Genomic DNA, 21,333 nt, shown 5'->3' on the forward strand with positions numbered 1-21,333 from the left:
ATATCGCTTTATATTCAACGATGCCGAAGTAAAATTAGCTTTTGTAAATGATGAACAACTGTACCAAAAAGTAAATCCGTTAAAGATGATGTCGCTACTTTGGGTGGTATTTTACAGTTTTGAAAAAATTGACAATGTAAAACATTGGACAGAAATTCAAAGTATGGGAATGAATTTGACCCTACCATGATGTAGATTCTATCAAAAAAACTATACAGCCCGATGATTTGGCAACTATTATTTATACTTCAGGCACTACGGGCGTTCCGAAAGGCGTAATGCTCACCCACAGTAATATTGTGAGCAATGTGAACTCGGTGATGCCGCCGATTTTGCCGCTTGACAGTTCGGTGCGTGCGCTGAGTTTTTTGCCCCTGTGTCACATTTTTGAGCGCATGGTAGTTTATACTTATATCGCCAACGGCTGCTCGGTGTATTATGCCGAAAGCATGGAAACCATAGGCGAGAATCTCAAAGAAGTAAAACCGCACTTTTTACCACTGTTCCGCGTCTCTAGAGAAAGTTTATGATAAAATCATAGCAAAAGGAGACGAACTCACCGGTATCAAGAAAAAACTCTTTGACTGGGCGATAGAACTCGGTTTGGAATACGATGTAAAAGGAAAAAGCGCATTGTATCAATTACAATTAAGTATTGCCCGCAAGCTCGTTTTCAGCAAATGGAAAGAAGCCCCTAGGCGGCAATATTGTAGGTATATATACGCGGTGCATCGGCTTTGCAAAGCCGCTTGGAGCGCGTGTTTAATGCGGCGGGCATTGCGGTGCGGCAGGGCTACGGGCTTACCGAAACATCGCCCGTACTCACTTTCAGCCGCTTTGGTGAAGACAGCTACCTCATCGGCAGTGTGGGGCAACCTGTACCCGGCGTGGAAGTAAAATTAGACCCGCAAAACAATGAAATTCTGGCACGCGGAGCTAATATTATGAAAGGCTACTACAAACGTCCTGATGCCACCGCCGAAGTAATTGATGCCGAAGGGTGGTTTCATACCGGTGATGTAGGCGAATGGGTGGACGGCAAGTATTTGCGCATCACCGACCGCATCAAGCAGTTGTTCAAAACATCGGGCGGCAAATATGTAGCTCCGCAACCCATTGAAAATAAATTAGCCGAATCGCCTTTTATTGAGCAAGTGATGATTACGGGCAACGACCAAAAATATGTTGGTGCGCTCATAGTGCCCGGACGCGATGCACTCACCAACTTCTGCAAAGAGCACAAACTCCCCACACAATCCATAGAAGAAATGATTCAGCAACCCGCCGTACTTGCCAAATATCAGGAAATTATCAACGGCTACAATCCTTTGTTTAACAAAGTGGAGCAGGTAAAACGCTTTAAACTCTTGCCCAAAGAATGGACGATAGACAACGGCGAACTCACAGCTACGATGAAAGCCAAACGAAAAGTTATTTTGGAAAAATACGCCGACATCATCGCCGAAATACACAGCTATGGCGATAAATAATTCATCAACTCTATAAAGACCAAACGTATAAGGTTTATTCAAAAAACAAACCTTATACGTTTGATTATAAAAAAACACACCTCCATGTGGCAAGATATCATCAATGGTTTTAAAAATTTTTTGCAGTTAGAAAAAGGCTTGTCAAAGCACTCTGTTGAGGCTTATCTTGATGATATTTTCAAATTGCGGCAATATGCCGAACAGCAAGAGCCTCCTTTGAGTGCGGTGCAATTTACATTAGAGGAGTTGGAGTTGTTCATTACACATTTGGCAGAATCAGGCATCAGTACGCGCTCGCAAGCGCGTGTTATTTCGGGTATCAAAGCATTTTATCGTTATTTAGATATTGAAAATATGCTGCCAAAAGGAAACCCCACCGAATTGCTCGAAGCTCCCAAAATGAGCAAAACCATACCCGAGTATCTCACCCTCAAAGAAATAGAGCGTATGTGTGCCGCCATTGACCACAGCAGCCCCGAAGGGCAACGCAACCGCGCTATTATTGAGGTGCTCTACGGCTGCGGCTTGCGCGTGAGCGAATTGTGCGGGCTACGCCTGTCAAATTTATACTTAGACATCGGTTTTTTGAAAGTACAGGGCAAAGGCAACAAAGAGCGATTAGTACCCATCAATGATACCGCTATTATGCACCTGCGCTGCTACATTGCCGAAGTGCGCAGTGCTTTGCCCATTCAGCCTGCTTTTCAGGATATGGTGCTGCTCAACCGCTTCGGAAAATCACTCAGCCGCATCAGCGTATTCAATATTATCAAAGATTTGGCGGCGGCGGCAGGCATCAAAAAAAACATCAGCCCGCACACCTTGCGCCACTCTTTTGCTACCCACCTCTACGAAGGCGGAGCCGATTTGCGTGCCATACAGGATATGCTCGGACACGAATCTATCACCAGCACCGAAATTTATTCGCATGTGAGCAACCAACATTTGCGCAAAACCCTTTTGCAATATCACCCGCGCTTTCAAAACAACTCCTGAGTATATCATTCATAAAATTATTGCAAAGCATTTTTTTATAATAAAAAATTAATTATCAATATTTTATACATTTATCACACAAACACATTGCAATTATATTTGTTTTGTCTTTTTTCAAAATGTTTGTGGCTGATTTATTGTAAATTTGTGCTTTGCTTTTTTTATTCTGATATTCTTTAAACATTTTCTTGTATGCCAACTTTTGAAAGCCGCAATCCCTACACCGGAGAATTGCTCGAAACCTACTCTGCCGCCCACTTGCGCCATATAGAAAATGTGTTGTCAAAAGCCCAAGATGCTTATCATATCAACCGCACGGCAACGCTGTCGGTACGATTGAAACGACTACAATATTTAGCAGAAGTATTGGAGAAAAACAAAAATAGCTATGCCGCACTCATAACCGCCGAAATGGGAAAGCCCATCACACAATCCGTAGCAGAAATAGAAAAATGCGCCGCTTTGTGTCGCTATTATACCGAAAAAGGCGAAGCCTTATTGAGCAAAGAAGAAACCCAACTGCCGGACGGCGGCACTGCCGTTTTACAACCTGTGCCTTTGGGCGTGGTGCTGTGCATTATGCCTTGGAATTTTCCTTTCTGGCAGGTATTTCGTTGTGCGGTGGGTGCTACATTGGTGGGCAATGCCGTAGTGCTGAAGCACGCTCCCAATGTACCGCAATGCGCCTTAGCCATAGAGACGGCTTTCAAAGAAGCATTTTTTGCGGAGGGGATTTTTCAGAATGTATTTGCCGACCACGAAAAAACCGCCGTAATGATAAGTGATGCGCGTGTGCAGGGTGTAGCATTTACGGGCAGCGTGGCAGGTGGCGCAAAAGTGGCACAAACAGCCGGCAAACATATCAAAAAAACAGTGCTGGAACTCGGCGGCAGTGATGCCTTTGTGGTGCTGGCAGATGCACCTTTGAAAGAAGCAGCAAAAATTGCCGTGCGCTCGCGCATGATTAATTCGGGACAAAGTTGCATTGCCGCCAAACGTTTCATTGTTGCCGAAAGTATCGCCGACACTTTTGAAGAATTGGTATGGGCAGAGATGAAAAAATTGAAAATGGGCGACCCTATGGACAAAGCCACAGAAATAGGTCCGCTGGCACGCCGCGATTTGGTGCTTACCGCCCAAAAACAAGTAGAGGCTTCGCTGGAGTTGGGTGCTACCCTGCGAAGCAGCGGCGTTGTTGAAAAAAATTCGCTCCTGTATCCGCCCACATTGCTCACCGATGTAATAGAAAAAATGCCCGTATTTTGCGAAGAAGTATTTGCGCCGGTATTTTGCAGCAGCCGCGCACGCGATGAGCAACACGCACTGGAACTTACAAATACTTCGGAGTATGGCTTGGGCGCAAGTGTGTGGACGAGCGATATGGAGCGCGGAAAATTATTCGCAAAAAAAATACAAACCGGAACAGTGGGCATCAATCGTATGGTGCAATCCTATCCAGAAATACCTTTTGGCGGCGTAAAAAAATCGGGCTACGGCAAAGAACTCGGCGCGGCAGGTTTGTGGGAATTTACCAATTTGAAGTCTTTGATATACTCATAAAAATTAATTTTACAAAAAAAAACAAGAACCGATAAATCCGTACAATTGTATTAATATTGTGCTGATAAGTATATATTTTTGATGCCGATGCATGGAGTGCAGTTTTATATAAAGCGAATGTTCACTTGGTCAGTGAACCAACATGTCGCTATTTTTCGCTATTTATTAGTAGGAATTACCGTTATTATTCTGTCGTTGTTGTTTCCGCGCAGCAATTTTCGTTACGATTATGAACGCAACAGAACCTGGAAATACAACAATTTGTACGCACCTTTTGATTACGCACTCGAAAAAACCAAAGAAACTTTAGAAGCAGACCAAGAGCGGATACGCCAAAACTTTGTTCCATTTTATCGCCTGAACAGGAACTTATTATCCGTTCATATTCAGGAATTTCAGGAAAATTTTCTCTATAAGCTCACATTACTTTCGGGCAAAGATACTTCCATTGTTCCCCTTTTGCGCGATTCCTACAACAATACCGACTCCATTCAAGTACTTAATTTTAATGTGGCACAAACCCATGTGATAAGCGATTATTACACCCTAGAGCAGTTGAATGATGTGCTGCAAACACAATTGGAAAAATTAAAACCGCGACAGGCTGATTTTTTAAAACCCTTGTTGCGCGAGCATCTGCACCCCAATATTATGTATGATAAAAATGTAAGTGAGCGTTTTTTAAATGCTGCCCTTGATAGGGTTTCGCTCACACAGGGCATCGTAAAAAAAGGGGATTTGGTCGTAGGGCAAGGAGCCATCATCAGTGATGAAGTATTTACAAAACTCAATTCGCTGCGCAAAAACTATTTTAATCAACTCAACGAAGATGTCAATTTTAATTTAATAAATATCGGATATTTTTTGTTGGTGAGCATTTTAATAACTTTATTCTTAGTGTATTTGAATCTTTTCCGAAACGAAACTTTTAATGATTACCGGCAATTAGGGTTTATTTTTTTGTTGATAATAGGTTTTTTATTGTTGATAAAAGCAGTAGTAGCTTTGGACAATAATATGTATTTGTATATTATTCCATTTGCGATTATTCCTATTGTTTTGCGCACTTTTTTCGGCAATCAGATGACTTTGTATGTGTATGTGATTCTGCTGCTATTGAGTAATTTTATGATCCCCGTAGGCTTTGAATTTCTATTTTTGCAATTCACGGTAGGTTTGGTGGCTATTTTTGCCACAGTGAGTACCTTTTATTGGTCGGATTTTTTTCTGTCTGTATTTTGGGTAATGATAACCTACTTAGCCGGTTTTGTGGCTCTTTCTTTTATCCAAAGCGGCTCACTTGATAGTTTGGATTGGCAAATTTTATTGGCGTTGATACTCAATTCTTTGCTCACTCTTTTGGCATATCCTCTGATTCCACTGATAGAGAGATTGTTCGGGTTTGTATCTAATACGCGCCTGATAGAACTGACGCATCTGCAAAATCCCTTGCTCCAAGAACTCAACGAAAAAGCTCCGGGTACATTTTGGCATTCGTATCAGGTGGCAAATTTGGCGGAAGCCGCCGCCGGTGTTATTGGCAGCAATACACTGCTCGTAAAAGTAGGTGCTTTGTATCACGACATTGGCAAAATGGAAAAACCCCAATATTTTATCGAAAACCAAACCGGTTCTTTTAACCCGCACGATGAATTAAGCCCTTTGGAAAGTGTGCGCATTATTGTGCAACATGTGACCAAAGGAATTGAGATAGCCAAAAAACATCGCCTGCCCAATGTTATTATTGATTTTATACGCACCCACCATGGCACTACCATCATTGGTGTATTTATGGAAAAATACCGACATCTCCACCCCAACGACTTTATTGATGAAGTAGAGTTCCGCTATCCGGGTCCCCTGCCCTACTCCAAAGAAACCGCCCTCGTTATGATTGCCGACTCCTTAGATGCCGCCTCTATGAGCCTCTCCAATCCTTCGGAACAAGACATTGAAAATTTGGTGGAAAACATTATTCAGCAAAAAATAGATGCCGGACAATTCAGCAACTGCGATTTGTCGTTCAAAGATTTAAAAAACATCAAAAAAGTACTCAAAACCCAACTAAAAAGTAAATTTCATTTGCGGGTAAAATATCGTTGAGTCGGCAACCCATCGCCGCTTTTTATACCAACTGCGACAAAGAATGTGTGAGTGCGTTGAGTGTGATATGCTGCTTGGAAGTGCTGCGTTTATACACCTCAAATAAAGCATTGCGAATAGTGCGCGATACATCGCCAAAAATAGCCTCATCGCTGATTTCTACATCTTTGTTGCTCATCAGATAAGCAAATACACGCGCCATTCCGCAATTAGCAACAAAATCGGGAATTAAACTACAACGCTCATCTACCCAGCGTGCCGTTTCACCGAAAAACAAATCTTGGTCGGCAAAAGGAACATTCGCCCCTGCTGCCACACACTGCAATCCTTTGTTGAGGAGGCGTTCCATGTGGCTGCGATGCACCAAACGCGAAGCCGCCGCCGGAATAAAAATATCGCTTTCTGTATCCCAAATTTGTTGGTTGCCCTCTTCAAAAGGCAATAAATGGTCGGCTTGAAGTTTATTGTGTTCGCGTTGGAGCAACAACTGACGAACAGCGGAAAAATCTAAACCCTGCGTATCTATCAATACACCGGCGCGGTCAATAATGCCCACGATGCGCACGCCCTCCTGAGCGAGATAATAAGCAGCCGCACCCGCCACATTACCAAATCCCTGCACAATGGCACGTTTGCCTTGCAAGGTGCTTTGGTGGTAAATGTCGTAATAATGCCGCACCGACTCCGCCACGCCGTAGCCTGTAATCATATCGGCAACGGTGAATTTTCGGCTGATGTCGGGCGTAAATGTGGGGTCTTCCAGTTTTTTGGAAACGCCGAGGCGCAACTGCCCGATGCGGTGAATTTTAGAGCTTTTTACGGCGTGAAAATGACCGTTCACGATGCCCTCTTGCGGATGCCACAATCCCAAATCTTCGGTAACAGGAATAACATCTTTGAGTTCGTCAATATTGAGGTCGCCGCCGGTGCCGTAGTAGTTTTTGAGCAAAGGAAATACGGCAGCATACCAACGGCGCAGCACCCCATCGCGGCGCGGGTCGGCGGGATTGAAGTTGATACCCGATTTTGCGCCGCCGATAGAAGGACCGGATACGGTAAATTTAATTTCCATCACTTTCGCCAGCGACTCCACTTCGTGGCGGTCTAAACCCTGCCGCTATCGCGTACCGCCGCCCGCTGCCCCGCCTCGCAAGGAGTTAATAACTACCCACCCTTGCGCTTCGGTTTCGCTGTCGTTCCATTCAAATACAATTAAGGGTTTTTTATTTTTGAATTTGTCCAATAATTGTTCGGTTGCTGCCATATTTTATGCTAAATAAAAATTTGAATGCAAAAGTACGAAATTTACACCGAAGCATAGATAGGAAGCAAAAGGATATTTTTGAGTTTTTATCGCAGTGAAAAAAAATAAAATCGCCCTAAAAATGTGTTTTTTTATCAAAATAATGCCGCACTGAAAGGAGTACAGGAAAAAATAAAACCTGAAAATACTATCTTTGAGATATAGAATGGCTATTATACATTTTTGCCGGAAAACACAAACCCAAAAAAATAGAAACAGGAACTTTATTGTATCATACAAAAAAGGACAAAGCTATATTGAATAAAAAAAGCAGGAGTATATCATTAAAATTTCACCACATTATCATCAGGTTTTTGTCTTATTTTTTTCAAATGAAATATTTTTATTTATTTATATATTTGACGATGGCTGCCGCCGCCGCACAAGCACAAATTCAATTTGTAGCGGATACCAATATCAGTGTTGAAAAAGACGGACAGCCCCTGCGCTATGCGTGGCTCGGCGGGCTGAACAATCCCCAATTTTCTGCCGCCGACCTCAACCACGACAACATCACGGATTTGTGCATCTTCGACCGCTACGACCATCGTATTTTTACTTTTATCAACGACAATATTCCCAATACCATCAGCTATACCTATTCGCCGCAATATGCCGCATATTTTCCGGCATTACAAAACTGGGCTTTGCTGCGTGATTATAATTGTGACGAGGTACCGGATATTTTTACTTCGCGCTACGAAACACTCGGCTGCTACAAAGGTATGTGGGTGGATAATCAACTGCATTTTGAACTCGACAAAGACCAGCTATTATATAATCAAAATGTATTGCTGCCCATTGCTCCCACCGATTTGCCCGCCATTGATGATATTGACGGAGACGGGTATATAGATGTGCTCACTTTTAATCCGGCGGGCGGCTATGCGTGGTGGCTGCGCAACGAAACAAGCACCTGCGGCGCATTTAACCTCATAAAAGCAGATGCCTGCTGGGGAAAATTCTACGAAAGCGGTATCAACACTTCTTTGGAACTCAATGCCGAGTGCAGCGGCAAAAAAAATACGCCCGCCGATGCCACCCGCCACCCGGGTTCTACGCTGATGACGGCAGATTTTGACAATGACGGCGACAAAGAACTGATTTTGGGCGATGTGAGTTTTAATAATCTGCTGCTCGCCCTCAATGGCGGCACTGCCGCCGATGCCCTGATAGTATCGCAAGACACGACTTTTCCGTCAAATTCTGTACCGATGGAGGTAACGAGTTTTCCGGCGGCTTTTGCTGCCGATGTCAATAACGATGGTTTGCAGGATTTGCTCGCTGCCCCCAACTCGCGCAGCCTCGCCGACCATTTGCGCTGTTCGTGGCTCTATCTCAATCAGGGTACTCCTCAAAACGCCGTCTTTCAGTATTCCACCGACCGTTTTTTGAGCGAACAAAGCATTGATGTAGGGCGCGGGGCTTTTCCGGCTTTTGTGGATTACAACAACGATGGCTTACAGGATTTGGTAATGGGTAATTACGGTACTTCGGCTTCGCCTGTTTCTTCGGTGATGAGTGCTTCGCTCACTTTATACGAAAATACCGGAACGCTTGGCACTCCGAAATTTCAATGGATCAGCGACGATTGGCTCAACCTGAAACAATACAATTTATTTAGCTTGGTGCCGCACTTCGGCGATATAGACAGTGATGGCGACACCGATTTATTGTTGGGCTGCGGCGGCTCTAATATGCCGAGCCAAAGCAGCCTCAACGGTATGTTGCTGCTGATGAAAAATACCGCCCCCCCCAATACTGCACCCTATTTTGAAACGCCGGTATTTGGTTATCAGGGCATTGATGTAGGGCAAAACAGTGCGCCCTGCCTCTATGATGTAAACGGCGATGGTTTGAAAGATTTGATTATAGGCGAAAAATTGGGAAAACTCAATTATTACGTCAATAGTGGCACTGCCCAGCAGCCTGCATTTACGGTGGTAAATACTTTTTGGGGGCAAGTAGATGTACGCGCCGAATCGGGTACGGGCTATGCGATGCCGGCTGTGTTGGATTTGGATAATGACACCTATGCCGATTTGATAGTAGGCTCTGAAAACGGGCAAGTTTTTTGGTTTACGGGCATTGAAGGCGACCCCACCACTGCCGTTTTTACCCAAAAAGACGATAACCTCACCGATGTATATGACGGCTTATACACTGCTCCTGCCTTTGCCGACCTCAACGAAGACGGAAAAACCGAATTGGCAGTGGGCAACTATCGCGGCGGTTTGAGCCTTTACAGTGCCACTACTTACAGTGCAATTTTTGAGGCGGCGGCACCCGCGAAGTTGCAGTTGTTGCAAGCAGTTCCCAATCCGGTGGCGCAGGGTGCTTGTCGTTTGCAATGGCAGCCAATGCACCCCGACAACAAGGACGGCTTATTGCGTTTGAGCGTTTATACCGCAGTTGGCACTTTGGTAAGCGAGCAAACGCTACCGCCCGACACTTCGGAAATGCTGCTGCACACCGAAAACTGGCTAAGTGGTGTGTATATCGTGCAACTCAAAAAAGGGACTTCGGTGGTGGCAAGCGGCAAAATAGTATATAATTTTCCCTAAAAAACCTCCTACTTCTCCAAAATTGCGTTGCTTTGGCGGGCGGCTTTGAGTGCAGGATACAGCGATGCCGCTATCGCAATGACGACCAAAGTGGCAAATACCAACACAAAATCGCCGAGCCGCAAACTCACAGGATAGGCATCTACGAGAAAATTGTCGCCGCCTATTTTGATAAATCCAAAACGCTGCTGCGCCACGCACAATATCCACGCCATAAGCATACCCAATAAGCCGCCACTCAAACACAACAAAAAACCTTCTGCCAGAAAAATATTGCGTATAAGCGTTAAAGTGCTGCCCATCGCCCGCAAAATACCTACATCTTTTTTCTTTTCTATTGCCAGCATAGACAGCGAGCCGATAATGTTAAAAGATGCCAATATCAAAATAAGTGTGAGAATAAAATACACTGCCCATTTTTCGGTTTGCATCACTTTATACAAAAATTCATCTTGCTGATAGCGGTTTTTTACTACAAAATCATCGCCCAACACCGCCTGAATAGCAGCTTGTACTTGGTCGCTGTTGGCATTATCCTGCAAAGCTATTTCCAAAAAACTCGTCTCTTCTCCATTATATTGCATCAAATCGCGGGCAAAGGAAATGGGCACAAATACATATTTGCGGTCAAATTCTTCCTGTACGCTAAACACACCTGCCGGCATAATGCTGCGCACATTGAACACATTGTCGGGATTGACGGCGGCTTTGGCTCCGCGCTTGGGCATAAACACTTGCAGTCGCTCAAAAGGGTTGTTGAGTTCTACGCCCAATTCGTACTCAATGCCCCAGCCCAATACGGCAAATTGCGCGCTGTCGTATTGCAAAACAAAATCACCGGCTCGCATAGAAGTATCCACACCCGACACCGCCTCAAAATGAGCATCAACTCCTTTGATGGTGGCAACACTGCGCCGCTCACCGTATTTTAATATCGCCAACTCCTCCAGCGTATGCGACACCGCCGCCACACCTTCTATGTTTTTGAGAGCATTGATGCGCTCCGGCGGCAATACAAATACTTTTCCGGTGCGGCTGCTCGCTTTGATGTCCCGGATTAAAGGTGGCGTATAATTGCACCACCAAATCCTCAAAACCGTTGAACGCCGACAATACCAATATCAATGCCATAGCACCGATGCACATACCCGCCAGCGAAATTCCGGCGATGATATTAATGGCATTGGTGGATTTTTTGGCAATAAGATACCGCTTTGCTATTTTAAATGCTAATTTCAAGATTCCTTATCGGCATTGTCGCCGCCCGAATGGGGAGTTTTGTTAAGGTCTTCAAATAATTTTTCCAAACGAAATACTTCGTCCAAAGAATGGTCAGAGAAAAACTCCAATTCGGGAATACGGCGTACTTTGTTGCGTATTTTTATACCCACGGCGTGCCGCAAAGCAGAGCGTTGGCGATTAATATGAACAAAAATAGCACTGTTGTTGTCGCTGTTGAAAACGCTCAGATACACCCGTGCAATGAGCAAATCGGCTGTAACACGCACCCCACTGATGCTCACCAAAGCTCTGCCGTATAGATTAAATCCTTCTTTCTGAAAAACTTCGCTCAGTGCCTGCTGCACTAATTTTGCTACCTGCTGTTGTCTGATAGTGTCCATACCTTTGATTAAATGATATTTTTTTTCTTAACAATAAAGAGTGAAGCGGAAAAGTTGCAAAAATCATAAATTCAACGAAAAAAACGCTTCTACAATATGGTCTATTTCGCATTTTTCTTTGTCGTCTTTCCTAAAATCATTTTGATACATATAGCGCAAGCGACAATCCCATTGTTTGCTTAATTTCATGCTAAGGCTGCCCCAGCCGCGATAGCGATATATCTTTTGAAATTTACGGTCTAAAGCATAAAAAACTTCGCCGCCGATATTCGGTGTCAGTCGGGGGTGTCGTTCATAATCTATATTCGTGTTGAGCCGCAAACTTTGTTCAATGTCGTTTTTGGAGGGGTCGCTGATAAAATCGCGCTGATAACGCAAGCGGTGCTGCACTTGCCAGTGTTTGTTGATTTTCCAACCTTTGCCAATGCCTACGCCTACTCGCTGACTGTGCTTGAGGCTGCTGCGATATACATAGCGATAGGAGGCATCTAACCGCCACGTTTTGGTGAGTTTGTAGCGAAAGGCGGGTTCTATATACACCGACTGAAAATGGGTAGCGGTATCGCTGAAACGGGCTTCTATTTCGGTATTAAAACGCCATTTTTTGTTAAAGTTGTAATTAATTTCACCGCCCGCCCACAAAGAGCCGTCTCGCTCCTGCGCCATCAATGTATTGCTGCTGCACCAAAACAGCACAAAGAACAACAGAACACCGTATTTTAGGTAGGTATCCGTTTTTTTGATAAATGCTTTTATGTTCAACTCGCGCTTTCTTTAATAAGAATTGTAAAATAAATTGCAATAAATTGTTTGTATTCGGTTGGTTGCGGCAACTGTGAAAATACCATATTTTTTTATCAAAAACAGCCGATGTTGCAAAAGTATTGTTTTTAAATGTGACGACCTAATTTAGCCCGCATCATTCCAGCGACAAACCTCGCTTTTTGTTCTATAAGGTATGGTTTGTGTTTTTTTGTATTATACAACAGCATTACTTCTTTATTTTTCATTTAAAATGGTAAGATTTTTGTTGAATAAACGTTTTAGTTTTGCACAATTAAATTTTTTATACTGCTTTATTATACCATGAACATAAATTTCCTTTTTCGTAATACGCTCTTGCTTTGGGCAATATTTTTGGCAAGTACCGCAGGTGTATCTGCTCAAACCAATTGTTTGGATAATTTCAGTGCCATCGCTTCTGCTTGCAGCGAAAACGGTACTTTTGATGTAAATATAGATATGAGCTACGATGCCGCCGCCGTCAGTGATTCTTTTGTATTGAGCGGCAACGGCACTGTATATGGAACTTACGCTTATGCGACTTTACCTGTTCAAATTAATGATTTGGTAGGCGACGGTGTCACGATTTATAGTTTTTCGGCACAAGACCTTGCCAATGATACCTGCACGGCAAGTGCAGAAATAGGTGTTGTATTTTGCCCTATTACGGCTTGCCAATACAACACCGCGAGCGTGACGGCGAGTGCTTGTAATTTATTCGGAGAATATTCGGCAACCCTGTTTTTTACGGTACAAAATCCGGGCAACAGTGGCAAGTTTGAACTGCTGCTCAACGGTGTTTCCAAAGGCACTTTCTTCTACGCCGATTTGCCGATTACCATTAATAATTTGATAGGGGACGGTATCACCGACTACGAATTTTTGGTACAGGATACCGACAAACCCGACTGCAACGAAACTCTTACACTCGAAGCCGTCAATTGCGGAAACTGCCTCATACAAAATATGTCTGTTACGCCGCAGCCTTGCGCTCCTGACGGAACATTTTCGGCAGTGCTCAATTTTACAGCCGTCAATCCGGCGGGCGATACATTTCAGTTGCTCAATGGAGTTACCCAAACCAGCACCGTACACTCCTACAACGATTTGCCGCTCACCATTAGCGGTTTGCAGGGCGACGGCACTACGGTATATGGTTTTCAGGTGCAGGATATTGGCAGCAGCAGTTGTTTCAGTTATATTAGTTTGGAAACGGTATTGTGCGAAGAAACAGCCTGCACCATCAGCAGCGTGAGTGCAGAAGCTACACCTTGTACGGAGCAGGGGTTTTTTAATGTGATTATTGACATAGAAGCCCAAAACAACGGAGCATCGTTTGTGGTGGTAGGAAACGGCAACAATTACGGCACTTACAACTACGCCGATTTGCCGGTTTCTTTGGGTCCTTTTTTAGCCGATGGCGTAACCGATTACGAATTTGATATATTTGACAACGATAATATGACCCCGCCCTGCACCAACTACGCCGATGTGGGCATAATTGATTGTATTTCGGCACTGCCCGACTTGAGTGCGGGCGGTGTGCATTTGGAGTTGCCCACGCTCATAACAGCAGGCACTATCCCCATTCGCATCGAAAGCCGGCAATATGTGCGGCAGGCGGTGTTGAGTATTTTTAATGTAAATGGTGCTGTATTGCAGTCGGAGACGCTGTCGCATATAGCTCCTGATGCTCCTTATGTACACCAATTTACTGCTGCCGCTTTAGCAAGTGGTTTGTATATCGTACAATTAGAAGGTGATTTTAGCATTATTCAAACTAAATTTGTAGTGTTGTAGGATTTTTTTTAAAAAAAACAGCCCTGTCGTGATGAATGATATTTATGCTTTTTCGCCACAATATTATAAATATTTTTTGCCCGATACCCTCTCTTGGTTCAATGACGAAGCCCCCGCCCTGTACAACTTGAACCACGAAGCGGTGCAGCAGTGCCGTTTGCTGATAGTGTTGGCGCAAAGCAAAGAAGATACCACTGTGGCGCAAACAGAAATGTTGAAAAAGATGAGTTCAGCCCTTAAAATAGAGGCACACGACACCGCCATTTTATACAAAACCGATGCACAAAGCATTTCTTTTTATGCTTTACAACAACAGAGCAAATTCCAGTGCTTGGTAAGTATGGGGGCTGCGCCGCAACAATTCAATATTGCCGCCGAATTGATACCTTATCATTTTTATGCCATAGCCAACAGCGGCATTATCATTACCGATGCTTTGCCCGCTTTACAAAAAGCCCTCTTGTGGGAAGCCTTAAAAAAATCTTTTGAGGTATAAAAAAGTTTTACATTTTTTCCTTTTATAATCAGGTCTTTTATTGTCAGATTAACGTATTTTCAGGTATCAAAATCATTTAAATACTTGATATTGTGTTGCTTGCAAATATTGCGTTATGCACATTATGTGGATAATTATTCACAGGCAATAAGCTGAACGTGCTTATCTTAGCCATTGAATATATGAAACACTAATTATGTTACACTCACAACAAACAGAAGCCATTCTGTCGGAAGAAAAAAGCCGTTTTGTGCTGTTTCCTATACAATACGATGCCATTTGGAAAATGTACAAACAAGCGGTGGAGGTATTTTGGGTAGCCGAAGAAATTGACCTCAATCAAGACCTCAGCGACTGGGAAAAGCTATCGGAAGATGAACGGCATTTTATCAAACATGTACTCGCTTTTTTTGCAGCCAGCGATGGTATCGTGAATGAGAATTTGGTGGTGAATTTTATGCAAGACGTAAAAATTCCCGAAGCGCGTTGTTTTTACGGTTTTCAAATTGCCATCGAAAACATTCACGCCGAAATGTACAGCCTGCTCATAGATACCTACATCAAAAATCCGCAAGAAAAAGATTATTTATTCAATGCCCTGCAAAATTTGCCCTGTGTAGCTAAAAAAGGAAAATGGGCGTTGCACTGGATAGAGGAAGCACCGAGTTTTGCGCATCGTTTGGTGGCATTTGCTGCCGTAGAAGGCATTTTCTTTTCGGGTAGTTTTTGTTCTATTTTTTGGCTCAAAAGCAAAGGCTTAATGCCCGGTTTGGCTACAAGCAATGAATTTATTAGCCGCGATGAGGGGCTGCACTGCGATTTTGCCTGTTTGCTGTATTCTATGTTGCAGGAAAAACTGCCTACTTCCGAAGTAGAGGCGATTATCAAAGAAGCGGTTTTGTTTGAAAAAGAATTTGTAAGCGATGCCCTGCCGGTGTCGTTGATAGGTATGAACGCCGACCTGATGTGCCAATACATTGAGTTTATTGCCGACCGTCTGCTCATAGCTTTGGGACACCAAAAAGTATATCATACCGCTAATCCCTTTCCGTTTATGGATATGATTAATTTGACAGGAAAGACAAATTTCTTTGAAAAACGCGTAAGCGAATACAAAAAAGCTAAAGTAGGCTCTAAACCCGAAGAGCAAGTATTTACTTTAGATGATGATTTTTAAACGCTATTCAAATACATAAGAAAAGAGCAAACCCATACTGCCCTAAAAAGTAGTGTGGGTTTTTTTCGTTTTATCCGTTACAGAAGAATTTATACCAAATAAATATCTAAATGACACAGTGTGTAAAATCTTCTGTTTTGTAATGATGTGGCTGATATTATTGCTAATATAAGCCACTTTAAATGGAATTGAATTAGTAAAATAACTATGCCAAATAGATATTTTAATGGTATTATTTATATTCTCTGTATCAAATATATTATTCCCTTTTGATTGATAAAATCGCACAATTTATTAGTTATAAAATATTGATTTTTAATTATTTGTAATAAAAAACAATACGAAATATCGTCATAAAAGGAATCAGCAAAAATCTATTTTGATGTATTATGAAACAAAAAAGTCAAGCATCTGAAATACAAGATTTCAGATGCTTGACTTCATCAAACACGAGCAGTATTCATTTTATTTTTTTACAAAAAAAATGAAAAATGTCCCGCCTGATTTTAAAAAATTACATCATATCCATTCCGCCGCCGGGCATCGGTGGCATACCTTTTTCTTCTTTCGGTTTTTCTACAATAACAGCTTCGGTGGTAAGCAACATACTGGCAATAGAAGCGGCATTTTCCAAAGCGATGCGTGTTACTTTGGTGGGGTCAATAACACCAGCTTTTAGTAAGTCTTCGTATTGTTCGGTGCGGGCATTGAAACCGAAGTTCTTTTTGCCTTCTTTTACTTTATTCACTATCACCGAACCTTCCAAACCTGCATTGGCAGTAATTACGCGCAACGGCTCTTCGATGGCGCGTTTTACGATTTCAACTCCGGTTTGTTCGTCATCATTGTCGCCTTTTAATGTCAATAATGCTTCTTGCGCACGGATAAGAGCTACACCTCCGCCCGGCACAATGCCTTCTTCTACGGCGGCGCGGGTAGCGTGCAAAGCATCATCTACGCGGTCTTTTTTCTCTTTCATTTCTACTTCGCTGGGCGCACCTACATACAACACAGCTACACCGCCTGCCAATTTTGCCAAACGCTCCTGTAGTTTTTCGCGGTCGTAGTCGCTGGTCGTATTCTCTATTTGCGCTTTGATTTGATTTACACGCGCTTTGATGTCGTTTTTGCTGCCTTTACCATTTACGATGGTGGTGTTGTCTTTGTCAATGCTCACTTTTTCAGCCTGACCGAGCATATCTACACGAGCTTGGTCTAATTTGAAGCCGCGCTCTTCGGAAATGAGTTGTCCGCCTGTCAAAATGGCAATATCTTCGAGCATCGCTTTGCGGCGGTCGCCAAAGCCCGGAGCTTTTACGGCAGCAATGCGCAAAGTGCCGCGCAATTTGTTCACTACCAAAGTAGCTAAGGCTTCGCCGTCCACATCTTCTGCAATAATCAACAAGGGACGACCCGTTTGTACCGACTGCTCCAACACCGGCAACAATTCTTTCATGTTGCTGATTTTTTTGTCGTAAATCAAAATAAGCGGACTTTCCAACTCGGCTTCCATCGTGTCGGGGTTGGTTACAAAATAAGGCGACAAATAGCCCCTGTCGAATTGCATACCTTCCACCACTTCTACATAAGTATCGGTGCTTTTGGATTCTTCTACGGTAATTACGCCTTCTTTGCCCACTCTTGCCATGGCATCGGCGATTAATTTGCCCACAGCGGCATCGTTGTTGGCAGATACAGTTGCTACTTGTTCAATTTTGGTATTGTCGGTATCTACCTTCACGCTGATGCTTTTGAGGTTTTCCACTACCGCTCTTACCGCTTTATCTATACCGCGTTTCAAATCCATCGGATTAGCACCGGCAGCCAATGATTTCAAACCGGCACTGATAATGGCTTGCGACAATACGGTGGCAGTAGTAGTACCGTCACCAGCGGCATCGTTGGTTTTGCTGGCTACTTCTTTCACCATTTGTGCCCCTAAGTTTTCTATAGGGTCTTCGAGTTCTATTTCTTTGGCTACGGTCACACCGTCTTTGGTGATGGCGGGTGCGCCGAATTTTTTCTCAATCACTACATTTCTGCCTTTAGGACCCAAGGTCACTTTCACGGCATCAGCTAAGGCATCAACGCCTTTTTTCAATTTCTCACGCGCTTCTACCTCGTATTTAATGATTTTTGCCATAATAAAATGTGTCGTTCAATATTTTTTGAAATGATTAAATAAAAAAAAGAAAAAAATAAGCGAAAGCACTGCTCTCAAAAAAAAAAGAGCCATCCGCCTATTGCAAAGGCTTTAAAAAAGGAAAAATGAATAAAATTTAAACAATGGCTAAAATGTCGCTTTCGCGCATGATGAGATAATCTTTGCCATCGATTTGAATTTCAGTGCCGGCGTATTTGCCATACAACACGGTGTCGCCTACTTTTACGGTCATCGGCTCATCTTTTTTGCCTTTACCGGCGGCTACTACGGTGCCTTTGGAGGGTTTTTCTTTGGCAGTATCGGGAATAATGATACCGCCGGCAGTGGTGGTTTGTGCTTCTGCGGCTTCTACGACTACGCGGTCAGCCAAAGGTGTAATACTTAACTTTGTTGTTTTTGCCATAAAATTAAAACGTTTGTATATAGGTTTAGTTTATATAATATAAATACTGAAATAAGCAAAATTCAATGTAATATCATCATCAAGAGTCGTATATCTTATTTCATAAGACACTTGATGAATAAAATTTTTCTTTTCTATATTAAACCTTCGTCATAATATGTGCCAAGTGGTGTTTTGTGCCAAAATTACAGCAAATGACAAGGCTGTGTGTCAGTAAGCAACACAAGAAACTGCCAAAATTGCAGCAAGCAGCGATAATAAGTGTTTGTTTTGCGCTTTGTCATAAAAAGCGTTGAAAAATTATGCTCCGAACTGTTTATTTTTGCGTGATGTCAAACAAAAATGCTTTTGTATCGTTTAAAAAAAGTAATTGTGTGTATTTTTTTTACACCCTGTAATTATATTTATCTTTACCTTTCCGCATCATACATAGTATATACATGACAATCCGACCCAAAAAATATACGCTCGCTGCCCTTGGCACTGCATTTTTGGCAATGATAGGCATTGCCGCCGGCGAAAGCACTTATTTCAAAATCAGTAAAAACATGAACCTCTTTGCTAATGTGTATGAAGAGGTAAATCGTTCTTATGTAGATGAGGTGCAGCCCGCCGAACTGATGGCAAGTGCTTTGAAAGGTATGCTCAAAAACCTCGATCCCTACACCAACTACATCAGCGAAGCGCAAATAGAAAGTGCCCGCCTCGAAATGGCAGGCGGCGTGGGTGATGTGGGTATGACACTCGTAAAAAAAGGTGAGCGCGTTTTTGTGGAGCAGGTATTAGCCGATGCCGCCGCCGCCAAAGCGGGTATCCGCGCCGGTGATGAAATATTGAGCATCGAAGGAAAAGCATTGCAAGGAAAAACGCTTCAGGAACTCAATCTGGCACTCATCGGGCAGCCCAATACAGTGCTGAAACTTGAAATACAGCCTCTGTCGGGGAATAAAACCCAAAACTACGAACTCCTGCGTAAAGAATTAGAACCCAAAAGCGTAGTATTTTCCAAAATGGTAAACGACAGCGTGGGCTATATCCGCCTGACGAGTTTTACGCAAAAGTGCGGCAGCGAAGTGGCGGCGGCTTTGCAAAAATTTAAAGATGACGAAAAAAATTTCAAATACCTCATCTTTGATTTGCGCGACAATGGCGGCGGCTTGCTCGCAGAGGCTATACTCACAGGCAATATATTTTTGCCCAAAGGTTCCATGGTCGTGAGCACCAAAGGAAAAATAGAAGAGTGGGACAAACAATATGCAGCACCTAACAATCCCATTGACGGCGATGTTCCGGTGGCGGTACTCATCAACGGAAAGTCGGCTTCAGCTTCGGAGATTGTGTCGGGTGCTATACAGGATTTTGACAGGGGCGTGCTCATCGGGCAGCGCAGCTACGGCAAAGGATTGGTGCAGCAAACCAGAGATATCGGTGATACCGGCTACAAAGCAAAACTCAAAGTAACCGTTGCCAAATATTATTTGCCGAGTGGTCGCTGTATTCAGGCGGTGGATTATTCGGGCAGATACAGCGATGCCGGAGCAAAGTCTATTCCTGACTCGCTATGCAATGTGTTTTATACCACCAACAAACGCAAAGTATTAGACAATAGCGGTGTATTGCCGGATATTATTTTAGAAAAACCCCACCAAAGCGAAGTGTTGGTTTTTTTGGAAAAAGAAATGCTTCTGTTTGAATTTGCCAATCAATATACTTTGCAGCACGACAGCATTGCGCCCGTTCATCAGTTTAAAGTAACTGATAAAGATTTTAATGACTTTTTGTCATTTGTAAAAAACAAAAAATTGGGTTTTCAAAGCAGCAGCGACAGCCTCATTACACGCCTGTATGCCAGTACCGAAACCGAACATTATGACGCTACCGTGCAAAATGATTTGAAAAAATTGGAAGAAAAACTGTATCAACTGCGTTTGCAGGAAATGAGCGACAGCAAAGCCGATATTCAGCAGTGGCTACAACACGAACTCATCAGACGTTATTATTTTCAGCAAGGTTATATAGAAGCTACTTTGAAAGACGACCCCTACGTTCAGGAGGCACTGACGCTTTTTGGCGATATGCCGCGCTATCGCACTATTTTACAAGAAAAATAAAGATTTTTTTAAAAAAAAGTGGCAAAAATTTCGGTATTTCGTGTAGAGCATTTCAACGCTGCCCATCGGTTGCACAATCCGCAATGGAGCGATGAGGAAAATAAACAGGTGTTTGGTTTGTGTAATAATCCGAATTATCACGGACACAACTACGAGTTGGAAGTAAAGCTCACCGGAGATATTGACCCCAAAACCGGTTTTTTGTGGGATTTAAAAGCCCTTAAAACCCTGATTCGCGAGAAAGTAATTGTTCATTTTGACCATAAAAACCTCAATTTGGAAGTAGAGCCTTTTCAATACCTCAACCCCACCGCTGAAAATATCGCTGTAGTCATCTGGAACTTATTGCGCGCTCATTTGCCCGCCCGCTTGGAGCTTGCGGTGCGCCTCTACGAAACACCCCGAAATTATGTAGAATATTGCGGGGGATAAAAGAGATGTTTTTTTATAAATAGAGTTCTTTCAAAAGTCATTTATACTAAAAGCTGCTAAAATATGCGTATGTTTTTATTTAAAAGAACTTTAAAATGTATGTTCGTTTCTCATAATGAATATGCATAGATTAATTTATTTTAGTATAATAATGCAGAGTTCGGCTTTTTTATTACTTTGTACAAACGAAAAAGAATTTAGGTTTTTCGGATAAAGGGTTATTTGTGTTGTATGATAAATGACCTGTTGGATATTTGGGCAAAAAACTGACATCAACGGAACAAGCGTACCAAAGTAAGGGACAATATTTTTATGTTTTACATTGCCCG

Annotated in this window: 18 protein-coding genes and 1 pseudogene; 12 read left to right on the plus strand and 7 right to left on the minus strand. The window is 43.0% G+C overall.

All coding sequences use genetic code 11. The features are described 5' to 3' along the window. The 6 genes from IPL35_07125 to IPL35_07150 all read left to right on the plus strand — a co-directional run. On the plus strand, window positions 1-190 hold a 190-nt coding region (locus tag IPL35_07125; protein ID MBK8443187.1), incomplete at its 5' end, for a hypothetical protein. Between the two features lie 37 nt (window positions 191-227). Continuing rightward, complete coding sequence (locus tag IPL35_07130) at window positions 228-530, plus strand: AMP-binding protein (GenBank protein MBK8443188.1); 303 nt, start codon at window positions 228-230, stop codon at window positions 528-530. A 207-nt stretch (window positions 531-737) separates the two neighbouring features. Next, window positions 738-1,490, plus strand: a complete 753-nt coding sequence (locus IPL35_07135) for an AMP-binding protein (GenBank protein ID MBK8443189.1) — start codon at window positions 738-740, stop codon at window positions 1,488-1,490. Between the two features lie 84 nt (window positions 1,491-1,574). Beyond that, on the plus strand, window positions 1,575-2,486 hold the full coding sequence (locus IPL35_07140) for a tyrosine recombinase XerD (protein MBK8443190.1): 912 nt from the start codon (window positions 1,575-1,577) through the stop codon (window positions 2,484-2,486). 192 nt (window positions 2,487-2,678) lie between these two features. After that, a complete protein-coding gene (locus tag IPL35_07145) occupies window positions 2,679-4,046 on the plus strand; it encodes an NAD-dependent succinate-semialdehyde dehydrogenase (GenBank protein ID MBK8443191.1) in 1,368 nt (455 codons plus the stop codon). Window positions 4,047-4,163: 117 nt separating this feature from the next. Then, a complete protein-coding gene (locus IPL35_07150) occupies window positions 4,164-6,149 on the plus strand; it encodes an HDIG domain-containing protein (GenBank protein ID MBK8443192.1) in 1,986 nt (661 codons plus the stop codon). Between the two features lie 22 nt (window positions 6,150-6,171). Here the strand turns inward: IPL35_07150 and IPL35_07155 are convergent. Further along, window positions 6,172-7,413 (minus strand): annotated as a pseudogene (locus IPL35_07155) (amino acid dehydrogenase). Between the two features lie 353 nt (window positions 7,414-7,766). Here IPL35_07155 and IPL35_07160 point away from each other — a divergent pair. Then, a complete protein-coding gene (locus tag IPL35_07160) occupies window positions 7,767-10,016 on the plus strand; it encodes a VCBS repeat-containing protein (GenBank protein MBK8443193.1) in 2,250 nt (749 codons plus the stop codon). An 8-nt stretch (window positions 10,017-10,024) separates the two neighbouring features. Here IPL35_07160 and IPL35_07165 read toward each other — a convergent pair whose 3' ends face one another. The 4 genes from IPL35_07165 to IPL35_07180 form a co-directional block, all read right to left on the minus strand. Continuing rightward, the gene (locus tag IPL35_07165; GenBank protein ID MBK8443194.1) at window positions 10,025-11,029 is read right to left on the minus strand and encodes an ABC transporter permease; all 1,005 of its coding nucleotides are present in this window, start codon (window positions 11,027-11,029) and stop codon (window positions 10,025-10,027) included. Beyond that, entirely contained in the window at window positions 10,935-11,255 is a 321-nt protein-coding gene (locus tag IPL35_07170) for a hypothetical protein (protein ID MBK8443195.1), read from the minus strand. Before IPL35_07170 ends, IPL35_07165 begins: the two co-directional genes overlap by 95 nt. After that, window positions 11,252-11,638, minus strand: coding sequence for a 30S ribosome-binding factor RbfA (gene rbfA, locus IPL35_07175; GenBank protein ID MBK8443196.1), 387 nt, complete (start codon window positions 11,636-11,638; stop codon window positions 11,252-11,254). Before rbfA ends, IPL35_07170 begins: the two co-directional genes overlap by 4 nt. Window positions 11,639-11,701: 63 nt before the next feature. Continuing rightward, entirely contained in the window at window positions 11,702-12,400 is a 699-nt protein-coding gene (locus IPL35_07180; protein MBK8443197.1) for a DUF2490 domain-containing protein, read from the minus strand. Between the two features lie 324 nt (window positions 12,401-12,724). Between IPL35_07180 and IPL35_07185 the strand changes: the two genes are divergently transcribed. The 3 genes from IPL35_07185 (at window position 12,725) to IPL35_07195 (ending at window position 15,894) form a co-directional block, all read left to right on the plus strand. Beyond that, on the plus strand, window positions 12,725-14,221 hold the full coding sequence (locus IPL35_07185; protein ID MBK8443198.1) for a T9SS type A sorting domain-containing protein: 1,497 nt from the start codon (window positions 12,725-12,727) through the stop codon (window positions 14,219-14,221). 31 nt (window positions 14,222-14,252) lie between these two features. Further along, the gene (locus tag IPL35_07190; GenBank protein ID MBK8443199.1) at window positions 14,253-14,717 is read left to right on the plus strand and encodes a hypothetical protein; all 465 of its coding nucleotides are present in this window, start codon (window positions 14,253-14,255) and stop codon (window positions 14,715-14,717) included. A 196-nt stretch (window positions 14,718-14,913) separates the two neighbouring features. Then, a complete protein-coding gene (locus tag IPL35_07195) occupies window positions 14,914-15,894 on the plus strand; it encodes a ribonucleotide-diphosphate reductase subunit beta (GenBank protein MBK8443200.1) in 981 nt (326 codons plus the stop codon). Window positions 15,895-16,408: 514 nt separating this feature from the next. Here the strand turns inward: IPL35_07195 and groL are convergent. Both groL and IPL35_07205 read right to left on the minus strand, forming a co-directional pair. After that, window positions 16,409-18,037 (minus strand): chaperonin GroEL, encoded by a 1,629-nt coding sequence (groL, locus tag IPL35_07200; protein ID MBK8443201.1) that lies wholly within the window; start codon window positions 18,035-18,037, stop codon window positions 16,409-16,411. A gap of 136 nt (window positions 18,038-18,173) precedes the next feature. Beyond that, on the minus strand, window positions 18,174-18,461 hold the full coding sequence (locus IPL35_07205) for a co-chaperone GroES (protein ID MBK8443202.1): 288 nt from the start codon (window positions 18,459-18,461) through the stop codon (window positions 18,174-18,176). A 440-nt stretch (window positions 18,462-18,901) separates the two neighbouring features. On the opposite strand from IPL35_07205, the gene IPL35_07210 reads away from it, so the two are divergent. Then, a complete protein-coding gene (locus IPL35_07210; GenBank protein ID MBK8443203.1) occupies window positions 18,902-20,572 on the plus strand; it encodes a S41 family peptidase in 1,671 nt (556 codons plus the stop codon). An 18-nt stretch (window positions 20,573-20,590) separates the two neighbouring features. Next, window positions 20,591-21,004: a 6-carboxytetrahydropterin synthase gene (locus IPL35_07215; GenBank protein MBK8443204.1), complete on the plus strand. Its 414-nt coding sequence runs from the start codon at window positions 20,591-20,593 to the stop codon at window positions 21,002-21,004. The last annotated feature ends 329 nt before the right edge of the window (window positions 21,005-21,333 follow it).

It is taken from the genome of Sphingobacteriales bacterium (assembly GCA_016711285.1).
GTDB lineage: Bacteria > Bacteroidota > Bacteroidia > Chitinophagales > UBA2359 > JADJTG01.